This is a genomic window from Psychrosphaera saromensis (genome assembly GCF_002954545.1).
In the GTDB taxonomy this organism is placed as follows: domain Bacteria; phylum Pseudomonadota; class Gammaproteobacteria; order Enterobacterales; family Alteromonadaceae; genus Psychrosphaera; species Psychrosphaera saromensis.
In genome coordinates this window covers 2,909,397-2,921,649 of sequence record NZ_MSCH01000003.1, presented here as the reverse complement: position 1 = coordinate 2,921,649, position 12,253 = coordinate 2,909,397, and the positions used below count along the sequence as shown (strand labels likewise).

The following is a 12,253-nucleotide window of genomic DNA, read 5'->3' as shown; positions in this document are numbered from 1 at the left end:
TAGGAATTAGAGAGCAGTTCACGGTATTTCGATATCCTTTGATATTTGCCTCAGAATGAATTTAACATCTTCAGGCGCTACTTCATCTTTTGAAGCTAATATCTCTTTCAAGTGCTCTTCCTGTACTTTTAATCTTCCAGACCATATTGCTAGAAGAAACTCTAAACAACCTTCACCTTGAGGGTTATCACTATTTTTTACGACAGAAATAATAATATCCGTAATCTGTCTACTGAAACCTTCATCAACAGCGTAGTTTAGCTCTGTTGGTTTTGCAGATCTAAGCAAACATGCTTGAATCACACCATCATTAAAACGATCAAAACACACAGGGCTTAACAGAGTAGAATGATATGTAGTGGATAAACCTTTATCATTTTCAACTCTTAAGTCGTGAACAATTGATTGAATAGTCCAGTAAACATCAGCTTGGGAAGATGCGCTGGTGTTTAGGCCAAGTCCTCCCCAAAAAGCAAATGTACCTCTCAAAGAAAGGTTTTCACCAGTTGGTGACTTCAAAAATAGCTCGTCTTGACTGGAAAAATCATTGAGTTCGATTAATCGTTTTTTTAGCAATAGAGGTAACTTATCACGCTCTCCCGAGAGAGGATCTTCTATATCACCAAATATAGAAAGCTTTTCTCGTTCAATATCCCAAGGAGTAAGTGCTTTTTCACTCAACCTAGGTAAATAGCAAGTTTTAAGTGGAATGAGTTCATGACCACCTAAGCAGAGATCTTTCCTCAGTTGTTCAAAAGCCTCAATAGTCGGAAGCTTAGAAAATCCAACCAAATAAGTGATTGTCGCGGAAGGATCAATACCTCTTAACTTTCTTGCCGTTGCAAGTAATTTCCTGCCTGATGTTATTGCACTAGCAACAACCATTACCGAGCTATGACCTTTTAAATCATCTTCTGTAACGTCGTTATAGCAAACTACGTATTCAGAAGGAGCTTTAGTAATTTTAACTATTTCATCGGCTAGTGATTTAGCAGCATCATCGTCAAGGCAAATTACTTTGCTAATATCCTTTGAAAAGTGTTTATTTACTTTTTTGATTAAAGGCTTTCTGAATGCATCTAATCCTGATTCAAGCAACGCTTTTACATCAACGAAAAAATGTTCTCGATCCCAGTTATCGCTTGGCGCTGTATTGAATTTGAGAAGTTTCTTAGTAGCAAACGCCTTAAAGAAATTTTTTCTATCTTCATTGAAATCAGTCTTATTTATAACCAATAGCTCATGCTTTGGGATTTCAGGTATGAATTGTTCCCCTTCAATTTTAATAAGCTTGGAGCCATCTTCACATAACTTACAGTCAGAAGGCTTAACTGATGTGATTTTACCAACAGCTTCTGATATGTCGAAGATTGCTTCTTGCTGAGCTTTAATTCGAGAGTAAAACAGCGTAATAATGTTGGAAGGTTTAAATGTGTGCTTTTGTGTTAATTTTTGCGCCAGGCCACCACTAGTGGTGGCTGAAATGACCACTAAACTGTCATCATCTTCAAGAAAACTATAAGGTTTGTTAAAAACAGAATATGACTCAAAACTTTCAATAACAGGGAATTTTTCACCAAAACTTTTACTTAATTGAACAGCGATACTGACTAAGAAAGAAATTGATGAAGTGTCCACATAAATGCGCTTAATATTCGACTTAAGGTAGGGGAGTAAACCAATAGCTAAAAATGCAACTTCAATACCGGAGGCAAATAAGTTTGAAGCACGTATAAACTTATCGCAGTGATCACCAGATGGCTTTAAAAAGTGATAACTTGGCAAAGAGGTTATTAGTCCTTTTCTATTTTCAAATATTGATTCAGCGCCAGTAGTTAAAAGCTGGGAGGAAAAACAAAACTCTTCATTGGAGTCTAACTCTTTAATTAGCCCTGTAGAAGTAACTTTTAAAAATGCTACTTTATCGGCAAAGGTACCAATCCATGAATCAATTTCATCTGCAAAAAAGCTATCGGAAATAAGTACATCTTTCACTGCTGAGGTTAAATCATAACCCATTAAATATACTCGTCGAGGTAATAAGTTCTCATTTACATCATCTTTAATCACTTTTGTTAAAGATGACACTTCAAAGTCAGGGTTACCAAAGACCACTAAAGATTGTCTGTGTTCATTAGTTTCTTGGAATCTAAAAGTAAAATAATTACTCATTACGCTTAATCCTTAGCATCAGTCCAATCATAAAGTGGAATTAATACAGTAATTGCAACCCCTCTTAATTCCGGATGTTCTGTTAAATGGTTAGAGCAAACCTCATTTGTTTCCCAATCAGAAAACTCGAATTTATCTTCCTCATTTGAAGTAAAAGGTTGATTGGCAAAATCCCTAAAGACAGATAGTTTGTTGGAACGAACTTTCATAAATCCATTGAGGTTAGTTAAGTTTGCCATTACTGCTGGAAGGCCATTTCCTTTAATTTCATTATTCGTTGACGAGCTGCGAAATTGAAAACATTTCTTAAGGATTTGATATTGCTGTTTGATACTTATATCTTTTAAATCTCCTTCATTTGGATGATCGGCAAGCCATCGTCCACAGTAGCCTAATCCAGAATCAACTATACTAATTTCTACAAATCGACGTGTAGAGTTCTTAGTCGTTGAGAGTCTTGATATGTAGTTTTTGAAATTCTGTTCCTGCTTTACGGTATTACTAATTGCGTTATCGGTTAAATTAATTCCATATGAATAAATTACTCGAGTTGCTGGTTTTATCCATACTTTACGATCAAAATCCCGACTACCGTGTTCATGTGTATTAATAAATAATTCGTAGAACATACGGCCCAAGTTATTAATTTTTTCTTTATTTGGGAGTGAACCACCACCTGCAACTTTGGAAGATTGCTCAACCATCGACTTAATTATGCTTCTTATCTGACCTATACTTTTAGGTGAAGGGTGATAACCAGGAGTAACATCATAAAAATTCCTATCAAATCCTTTTGTGCTGTGATCAACAAAAGAATACCAACACAATCTGCCCCGATTTTGGCCATATATTTCTAAAGGTTGTTTTTCTATAGCTAGTTTAGCGAGTTGATTTACTTCACTTCTTACATTAGGTGCTTCTTCTTTTAGTAATTCTGTTTGCTTTGCCATCATTAGAGCGGTAAATTTATGAGGTTGTACAATAATTTCTTTAAGTACTTCATTTTTAGTTTTAACACTTGGTTTAATTACAACTTTTCGTTCGTTGTTAAAGTAAGCCCAAGTATTAACTGATTGTATGGCACTAGCAAACCCACCAAAAGCAAATTTACTACTACCAACAGGTATTTGAAGTGCATCTAAATGATCAGAATTATCCAATTTTTTTTGAAAATCTTCAATTTTATCCAAATCTAAAGAAGCTGGTAACGAAATCATATAAATTTGTCCTTTTATTTTTCTAACCATTTTCTAAAATAAATACTTTTAAATCGTCAACTACCAACGACTTTAAATTCACTTACTAAACTATTAGCCGATTTTTGATTGAACTTTAATTACGCAGCTATTTTTTTAATGATTAATATGCTGTATGTCTTATCTATTATTTATATCAAAATCTTTAAATTTATTAATTTTATAGTATGAGAAAATTGAAGGCTAAACAAGAAGTAATAAAAAGAGGTCAGGGTTAAATTGGGAACACTTCATTTAAAGTGGGAGTCCTCGTTATCCTGTTAGCTTTAAAGAAATTAATAAAACTAGAAATAACAAGGACACCCACTTTTATTTGTTACTACACGAGGGGGTGGTTATTCAAGGCAAGTTACAGAATATGAATCAATAGGGTCAGATCACTTTGATTCACGATCGAACTTCGTAATCTACGTCTATGGACAACGTCTAAAACGGTAGTTGTAGTAAGTCTAAATACGCATTAGTATCAATAGCCTATCAGTTTGTATTTAGGCAACCAAATGAGAGTTTTACTTTTCGCATCACTGATTTTAATCACTGGGTGTTCAACGCTAAGTAGTACAACCAATTATGAATTAGTTAAAGATGAGAGTTTTGCTAGAACTTATGTATATGATTGGTGTGAAGAGAATCAATTATCATTAGGTATTTTTGGTCCGCAATGCATGGGGGAATATAACCCACCTGTTTATTCTATTGTTTCTAATGGTGCGAACTATATTTTTTACCCTATGCGTATAAGTCAAAATAATATTTCAATAGGTCCTATTTTAGTTCCAATAATTTATACCGATTACCAGAATTCCAAAGAGACAATGGAGTATAAGGTTAGGAGTCTTGATAAAAATAAACACTCGGCTGTCAAACCACATAAAGTAGATTTTTATATCAATGATTTGAAAAAATCAAACTGTACACTCCAAGAGCAAGAAAATGATGGTCTGAGTGATATATTTACCTGCAACTTCAAAATTGATACAAACAATGTTGAGTTTTTTTATTCATTGTTAACACTTTCTGATCAAACGGAAATAAAAATTGAATATACCAAGAATAAATTTTGGAGTTATAGACCGTTGGTAGCACCTGCAGGAAAAGCTGGGAATACAGGTAAATACATTGATATAGAATCAAATGGGTCAGAGTTAAATCAAAAATAAAACAGGGTATTAAAAATGTTTTTTGAGAAGTATGAACTCAGTGGTATGGGGTTATCCATACCTAAATTTAGAAGCGTTGCAAAGACCGCACCATGGAATGAAATGGAAGCGGGGTTGTATAATGACGGTCTTATTACCGTGTTTGATTACAATTATGATGACTCTTTCTTGTCTAGTTGGAGTTGGCTAATAGGGAATAACGTAATATTACTTGGTTGCACTTGTTGGGGCGATTTTTTTTATGCTGATATGAATGAAGGTAAATTCTATATTGTTTTAATAGATCAATGTAAAAAGTTCCCAATGGGTAATAGTTTTACTGCTGTGTTTGATATGAATTTAGCAGCAGAAGACTTTCAAGATCAGATTTTGAGATTAAATGAGTTCAATGAATTTATGGAACAAGCGGGCAAACTTAATTATGGTGAGTTCTATATAACTAATCGAAAAAACTCTATGAAAGAAAAGAAAGAATTATCGTTGTTTCTTGATGTTTTAGGCCAAACAGGGCAGCAAGTATCTTCTAAATAAAAATAGAAAGAATACAAAAACATCGATTTGAATTTATGATTTTAAATAACTCTAAAAGCCCTGTGAGGAATTGATATGAAACTAGTTATTAAATCCCTTTTATTTATTACTCTAGTAATAGTAAGTGCTTTTTCTAATGCGATGGATATCGTTAAAAAGTCAGAGATGACAATAGAACAATTAGAAATAGTTATTTTAAACAATGAAATTGATAAAAAATATAATGTTTTAAAAGCACTATCTAATTTGGAAATGGAGTATCCAGCAGATGTTAACTATTTAAGAGGGTTAATGTATTTTTATGGAAAAATTGAAAATAAAAATATATCAGAAGCTATTAAATATTTAAATTTAGCTGTAGATCTGAATCATATAGAAGCTAGCTATTTGCTTGGTTCTATTTTTATATCATTTGAGCCTAGGGATATAACTTCTGGAATTGAACTGTTAGAAATTGCCTCTAAAAATGGGCATCTTAGAGCTATGTATAATATTTTTGTTCTTTATAAAAAAGGTATTTACTTAAATAAAGCAGCTGCATTTGATTGGATTGCTAAGGCTGCATCACTAGGAGAGGAAAACTCTTCATTAATATACGCTAATGAAATATATTCTGAAGCTCAAATAGATAAAAATTTAGAAAAAGTAAAAAAAGCGGTTAATATTTTAGAAAGTACACAATTTCAAAAGCTTAAAGGTGAAGCTTATTTTCTATTAGCTAGCATCTATAATGATTCAGAATTTAAATTTATTGAGAATGATCAGAAAAGGGATAAGTACCTTGAGCTTTCGGCCTCTGAAGGTTTTGAAAAAGCAAAAGTTTTATGGACTAACTACCAAAGGTTGAAAAAGGACAAGCAATCAATGGAGTCAGAGCGTTAATATTAATAGCGAATAAAAGGGCCACCCACCTTAATTTGACAGTAAAAATAAAAGGCCATCCACCTAAACTCTTATAAAAAGAATACAACTCATTATGTAAAAAGTGACTTAGGTCACCTTTTTTGTTCTTTTTTACTCGTAGCTAGATGCTCGTGACTCGCAGCTATTGTAAAGACACCCACTTTAATTCGACAGTTCAGCAAAGTATTTCATGGCGTCTCTATTGGCCATCTAAATAATTAGATTGAGTGGCTCATTTGTTTCTATGGCATTTTATGGCTCTTTTTATTTTAAAAGAGCTCGAGCCATTTCTTTTGCTATCAAAGCAGCATCTTTAATGCCGCGTGTATGTGCCATCACAATGGCTCCACCTACTAATAAATCAATTTGCTCTGCTTTATGTTTATCTTCTGGTTGTAATTCAGTTTGTACAAGGTCAACAATTGATTGTTTGTGCTCTGCTGCATAAGCATGGATAGGATCATTAGAGTCGGCATATTCTGCACTGGCATTAATAAAATTACAGCCGTAAAAACTCTCGCTATTAAACCATGCGTGCAATCCATCAAACATAGCTAAAACACGTAACGGATCTCCTTCCTTTGTATTTCTTATTTTATTTTTAATCATCTCTAGCACGTGCTCATGCTGTAATGCTAACGCGGCTAAAATAAGTTCATCTTTACTGCGGAAGTGCTTGTATAAGGTTGCCTTAGATACTTTAGATTCAGCCAAAATCAAATCGATACCCGTGGCATGGTAGCCTTTTTCATTAAATAACGTTAATGCGGTTTCGATTAAATGTTGCTTTCTTGGTTGCATGTTGAGCGGCCTTTATTTGGATTAATGCTGAAATCAATCTGTATAAAAATTAGATTATAACAAAATTACACTTGACGTAAACAGAGCTGTTCACCTATAGTAAAAATAGGGGTGTACAGATTTGTGCACCCAATTCGTTTTATTCAATGAGATTTATTATTATGTGCAGCACAACAGCCAGTAGCAAAAGTAACGAACAAGCAATCACCACAGCAGGCATCCATCACTTAGGTTTAACCGTACCTAATTTACAACAAGCCGTTGATTTTTTTATTGAACAACTTAACTTTGAAAAAGTAGGTGAAAAACCAGATTATCCAGCTATTTTTGTTTCTGATGGCTCTATTATGTTAACGCTATGGCAAGCTAAAGATGCTGACAACATGGTTGCTTTTAATCGCCAAAACAATGTGGGGTTACATCACTTTGCACTGAGAGTGAGCAACCTAGAAGATCTACAATCCTTGCATGCAAAATTCCTTAAACTTGATGATGTACAGATTGAGTTTGCACCAGAGCCATTAGGCGATACAGGGATCCACCATATGATGTGTTACATTCCAGGTGGCATTAGACTTGAACTGATTAATGCTTAATATCATTAATTCCTAGGAGATAATGATGAGTAATGAACAGGCTCCGACCTGGCATCAAGGCGAATTAACCATGCAAAAACGTGTTGGTACGGATAAACGCATGGCAGATATTGGGCCTCGTTTTATTCGCGACTTTATGCCGGAACAACATCGAGACTATTTTGCTAACTTGTTCATGATATTCATTGGCTATACAGATCGTCATTCACAACCTAGTGCGAGTGTTTTATTTGGCGAACTGGGTTTTATCCATTCGCCTTCTGACACGTCATTGGTGATCAACACACAAAATACCATGGGAGACTTTATTCATCAGGAACTCGAAGTAGGGGATAAAGTTGGTCTAGTTGGCGTTGAATTTGATACTAAACGACGTAATCGTTTAAATGCGGTGGTTGCAGATATTAGCCAAAAAAATATCACCATTAACGTATTACAAAGCTTTGGTAATTGTCCTAAATACATCCAAGACAAAACATTTAAAACCAATGTTGCTTACGGTGATTTTTCTACGACCACACGTTCAGTATTAGATGCGACGGATAAACAATTAATAACTCAAGCCGATACTTTTTTCATTGCCAGCAGTTTTGATGATGGTGAAGCGCTACGTAATCGTGGTGTGGATATGTCACATCGAGGCGGCGAAGCTGGCTTTGTTAAAATGAATGATAAAGGACAACTGTTAGTAGAAGACTATTATGGAAATGGGTTCTTTAATACCATGGGAAATCTCCTGCATAACCCAATCGCTAGCTTGTTATTTTTTGATTGGCAAAACGGACACCTTTTACAGCTCACCGTTTCCAGTGAAATCTTGTGGGATGACAACGGAAAAACAGACTCCAATGAAAAAACTAATGCAGAACGCACACTTCGTTTTACGCCACTGAAAGTAGATATCCTGCACAATGGACTCGCTTATTTACAAAAAGATTAATCCCTCCATGAAAAATAAAAGAGACATCCATATTTAAATGATGCCATACCAAGGGAAATTAGAGAGGGTGGCAATGTTTTTATGCTGGGTTACGCCTGTAGTGTTAAATGAAGGAGCTTCAAACATTAAGCATTATAAATTAGTTAATTTTATTGGTAATATGACGGCGTTGAATTTGGATTTTTGATTTCTAAATCAAGAGCTCCAAAATTAAAAACTTCTAAAGCAAAAGATCTGGAAGCAAAATAGCAGATCCCCCTCAGCCAAATTTAACGGCTATTAGAACTCAACATTATTAACCACTACACAATTATTTGGAGTCTCGTCCTTGTTTTCATTTTTAAAGAATATTTTATCAGACGATTTACTTATTGAATTAAGCGAAAGTAAAGTCACTATTAGTGTGTTTTCAACGGATATTCGTTATGAGTTTGAACCTTATATTGCCATTGATACCTCTAAAAAGAACATGGTAATAGCCATAGGCAGTGAAGCAAAGCAACAAAGTGGTGCCAATATCGTTGTTGTTAACCCGTTTAAACATAGTCGTTCATTTGTCGGAGACTTTTACGTAGCAGAAAAACTACTTCAACAGGGGTTGCTTAACGTTCGTCGTTCAAAATTTCAAAGAGCTCCAAGGGCTCTTATCCATCAGTTAGACAAAACAGAAGGTGGCTTAACGAATATAGAGGCTCGTATTTTAACTGAGTTAGGTCACGGAATAGGATCTAAAGAAACGTTGATCCATATTGGAGAAAAATTCAGTGCAAAAACTGATAGCATTAATGCAATAAAAGCACGATGGAAAGCCACTATTAATAACCTGTAAACCGCAGAATGACCTAATCTTGATTTAGGTTGTAATTTGTATATGCTATCTATTTGTTTTAGATAGTGTTTTAGATAGGTAATTGTTAGTTCTTGTGCTGACGTTAAATAAAAGAGACACCACCTAAATTTAACCGTTAATTACTTAACTGCTCAGCCTTGGTGTTTTGGCATTTGCTCATTGCTCTCTGTATTTGTGTTTCCTTTTATACCTAATCTTACATAATCACAAAGACGCTTTTATAAAAAAACTATTGAAACAAAGGAAATCGTTAATGTTTAATAACTCCCTGCGATATGGCTTGTTCTGCCTTATCGGGCTAGTGGCTATTTGGCTACCTATGGACGTATTTGCTCATGGCGTTGATGAAAGTACACGCGCATTTTTACAACAAAACTCCGGCATACAAATCATTCCATTTTTATATATTGGCGCTAAACACATGGTGACAGGCTACGACCATTTGTTGTTTTTAGTGGGGGTGCTTTTCTTCTTATATAAAAGCCGAGACGTGATCTTGTATGTCAGCATGTTTACACTTGGGCATAGCATAACCTTACTATTTGGTGTCATTAGCGACATCCAAGTTAACGCTTATTTAATTGATGCTATTATTGGCCTTTCCGTCGTGTATAAAGGGTTTGATAATTTAGGGGGCTTTAATCGGCTTTTTGGTAAGTCACCCAATGCTAAATTAGCTGTGTTAATCTTTGGTCTTTTCCATGGCTTTGGTTTGGCAACTAAGCTACAAGAGTTTCAACTGCCGGATAATGGTTTAATTACCAATTTAATCGCCTTTAATGTAGGTGTTGAATTAGGGCAATTTACTGCGCTGGCCTTTATTCTATTAATTATCAATTACTGGCGTACACACAACAGCTTTATTCGTTTTGCCACAATAACCAACGGGTTATTAATGAGTGCAGGATTTATGTTAATGGGTTTCCAACTTACAGGATATTTTGTCAGCTGATTTGTAATTACTGACTTAAGTTGACACATTTAAGAAATAACGTTTATGAGAAAAACAATGCCAAAGCAAACTCAAGAGAATACACAAGAAACACCACAGCAAGCGATTAAATTAACTAAGCCAGCTTTACTTAAATATACAATGTTAAGTTTATTATTTGCCGCAGTTACCTTAGTTACAATTATATTGCCTGCTGAATATAATATTGACCCAACAGGTATCGGTCATCGTCTTGGCTTAACTGTGTTTCATGATGTGAAAGCAGAGGTTAACGCTCAAGCTAGTTCAGGAAGCACAGCGGATTCAAAAGAAGAGTTTGAAACAATAGAAGTAAATGTTCCGGCTGGCCGTGGTGTTGAGTACAAATTTGTTATGACGCAGTACCAGAAGCTAGAGTATGAATGGATGACGGATAGCACAGCCTTATATTTTGACTTACATGGTGAGCCAGAAGGCGATACAACCGGGTATTTTGAAAGTTATGCAATTGCCACATTAGATGAAATGAAAGGTAGCTTTACTGCACCATTTGCAGGCTCTCATGGTTGGTATTGGAAAAATACATCTGATGTGTCTGTAAAAGTTCAACTTATCGTTAAAGGCGAATATATAAAGCATGGTCTTAAATAACTTACTGAAATAGAAAGCGGTAAATTTAAACAACTGTAGATTTAAACAACTGTAGATTAAACAATTGGAGTACAAAATGAAAAATTTAATAACGGCCTTATTCATAGCGTTAATGCTAAACACTAGCCCTGTATTTGCCCATGGTTATCATGGCGAAATAAGTGCTGAACAAGCACTGGAAATAGCCGCTAAAGCAACACAAAAACTTACTTTTAAAGACTTAGGTTTTAAAGTTGGAAAATTAGATGGCAGCTGGAAAAGCCTAACTGCTGAAGATTTTAAACTGCATTCTGAAGAAGAAAACCATTATGTTGTAAGTGCTAAGAATAGTTCAAAAGACAAAACTATTTACTTTTTAATGACAGTCAGTGGTGATGTATTAAAGGTTAATTCTGAAGCTAAATTTTAAATGATCCAGCTGAAAATCAGAAAATCAATGGGGTTAGATCACTTTGATTTAAGGGACAAACAATAAAAGAGACACCACCTAAATTTAACAGTTATTGGATTGATTAACTGCTTTGCATTAGTGGATGGCTCTTTAGTGTTTTGACGTTTGCTCACTGTTCGCTGGATTAAAATATTTTTAAGTTAAGATTCCAACCGTTTTGCGTTACTACTTTAATTAATTCTTTATGCAGCTTGCTGTTACTAAACTGAGTTAGTTCACCTGTACTATCTAGCAATGTCACACTAGCGGTTACAAAACCTGACTGGGCACTGATGTTAAACGAAAAATTATTAATGCCCAATATCGAGGAAGAAGAGACCAAATGGTCTTTAAATCTGACGGTATTTGTTTTTTCGTTAAACCATAATTTCATGTAGTAAGTCATTTTATAACGTTCTGCAGAATACAATGAAATGAAACGAGCATCTAATACGGGTGGTGTAAGCACCATAATGTCGTCTTTAAACTCAACGGCAAAAGTACTACCTTCAATCTCGATATGACGAATTTTATCTTTCATCTCATCCGTTGATATCGCTGGCGTATTTTCGGCTTTAAAAGCAAACACCTTTTTACTAACAAAAATCATGAATGGTATAAAACCAATAACAATAGCGATAATGCTACCAATAACAAAAGAAGTACCGAGCAGTGGCTCTAATGAAATAAGAAATAAAGCAGGCAACACCAGATATGCAAGAATAAGAACAAACGAAATGAAAAATTTACCGATCATAAACAACCTATATTATGTGGACTTATATAACTAAGAATTAATATTTTATAAGTTATACAATACTTTACAGCATTGAGCTAATTAATCATCAAATTCTAACTGGATAAATATTTTTATGATAGTTAAGATCTGCTCTCATTATCCCATTGTGTACTTTGCCAGTGAACCTACGTTATGCGACTTATCATTTTGTGATTATTGAAGATTGTTATAGCAAGAGAATAACAAGTGAATAGCAATCGAATAACAAGGGCAGCAACCTAAATTTATGATTT

13 protein-coding genes are annotated in these 12,253 nt (G+C 34.5%); 9 read left to right on the top strand and 4 right to left on the bottom strand.

Annotated features, from left to right (window positions below; translation table 11 throughout):
* Positions 1–18: 18 nt before the first annotated feature.
* Both BTO11_RS13255 and BTO11_RS13250 read right to left on the bottom strand, forming a co-directional pair.
* Complete coding sequence (locus BTO11_RS13255) at positions 19–2,172, bottom strand: hypothetical protein (RefSeq protein ID WP_105053044.1); 2,154 nt, start codon at positions 2,170–2,172, stop codon at positions 19–21.
* A gap of 5 nt (positions 2,173–2,177) precedes the next feature.
* Positions 2,178–3,389, bottom strand: a complete 1,212-nt coding sequence (locus tag BTO11_RS13250; RefSeq protein WP_105053043.1) for a hypothetical protein — start codon at positions 3,387–3,389, stop codon at positions 2,178–2,180.
* A 539-nt stretch (positions 3,390–3,928) separates the two neighbouring features.
* On the opposite strand from BTO11_RS13250, the gene BTO11_RS13245 reads away from it, so the two are divergent.
* The 3 genes from BTO11_RS13245 to BTO11_RS13235 all read left to right on the top strand — a co-directional run bounded on the left by BTO11_RS13245 (position 3,929) and on the right by BTO11_RS13235 (position 6,001).
* Complete coding sequence (locus tag BTO11_RS13245) at positions 3,929–4,588, top strand: hypothetical protein (RefSeq protein ID WP_105053042.1); 660 nt, start codon at positions 3,929–3,931, stop codon at positions 4,586–4,588.
* 45 nt (positions 4,589–4,633) lie between these two features.
* Positions 4,634–5,119, top strand: a complete 486-nt coding sequence (locus BTO11_RS13240) for a hypothetical protein (RefSeq protein ID WP_146105489.1) — start codon at positions 4,634–4,636, stop codon at positions 5,117–5,119.
* A 75-nt stretch (positions 5,120–5,194) separates the two neighbouring features.
* Positions 5,195–6,001: a tetratricopeptide repeat protein gene (locus tag BTO11_RS13235; RefSeq protein ID WP_105053040.1), complete on the top strand. Its 807-nt coding sequence runs from the start codon at positions 5,195–5,197 to the stop codon at positions 5,999–6,001.
* A gap of 285 nt (positions 6,002–6,286) precedes the next feature.
* Here BTO11_RS13235 and BTO11_RS13230 read toward each other — a convergent pair whose 3' ends face one another.
* Positions 6,287–6,823: a TetR/AcrR family transcriptional regulator gene (locus tag BTO11_RS13230; RefSeq protein WP_105053039.1), complete on the bottom strand. Its 537-nt coding sequence runs from the start codon at positions 6,821–6,823 to the stop codon at positions 6,287–6,289.
* Positions 6,824–6,984: 161 nt separating this feature from the next.
* Here BTO11_RS13230 and BTO11_RS13225 point away from each other — a divergent pair, with 161 nt between their 5' ends.
* From BTO11_RS13225 to BTO11_RS13200, 6 genes are all read left to right on the top strand, one after another.
* Positions 6,985–7,419: a VOC family protein gene (locus BTO11_RS13225; protein WP_105053770.1), complete on the top strand. Its 435-nt coding sequence runs from the start codon at positions 6,985–6,987 to the stop codon at positions 7,417–7,419.
* Between the two features lie 25 nt (positions 7,420–7,444).
* Positions 7,445–8,359, top strand: coding sequence for a pyridoxamine 5'-phosphate oxidase family protein (locus BTO11_RS13220; protein WP_181135908.1), 915 nt, complete (start codon positions 7,445–7,447; stop codon positions 8,357–8,359).
* A 328-nt stretch (positions 8,360–8,687) separates the two neighbouring features.
* A complete protein-coding gene (locus BTO11_RS13215) occupies positions 8,688–9,188 on the top strand; it encodes a rod shape-determining protein (protein ID WP_229793288.1) in 501 nt (166 codons plus the stop codon).
* Positions 9,189–9,462: 274 nt separating this feature from the next.
* Positions 9,463–10,161, top strand: a complete 699-nt coding sequence (locus BTO11_RS13210; protein ID WP_105053037.1) for a HupE/UreJ family protein — start codon at positions 9,463–9,465, stop codon at positions 10,159–10,161.
* A gap of 141 nt (positions 10,162–10,302) precedes the next feature.
* Positions 10,303–10,791, top strand: a complete 489-nt coding sequence (locus BTO11_RS13205; protein WP_105053768.1) for a hypothetical protein — start codon at positions 10,303–10,305, stop codon at positions 10,789–10,791.
* 76 nt (positions 10,792–10,867) lie between these two features.
* The gene (locus BTO11_RS13200; protein ID WP_105053036.1) at positions 10,868–11,200 is read left to right on the top strand and encodes a DUF6488 family protein; all 333 of its coding nucleotides are present in this window, start codon (positions 10,868–10,870) and stop codon (positions 11,198–11,200) included.
* Between the two features lie 166 nt (positions 11,201–11,366).
* Here the strand turns inward: BTO11_RS13200 and BTO11_RS13195 are convergent, their stop codons facing one another.
* Positions 11,367–11,978 (bottom strand): hypothetical protein, encoded by a 612-nt coding sequence (locus BTO11_RS13195; RefSeq protein ID WP_105053035.1) that lies wholly within the window; start codon positions 11,976–11,978, stop codon positions 11,367–11,369.
* Positions 11,979–12,253: the final 275 nt, after the last annotated feature.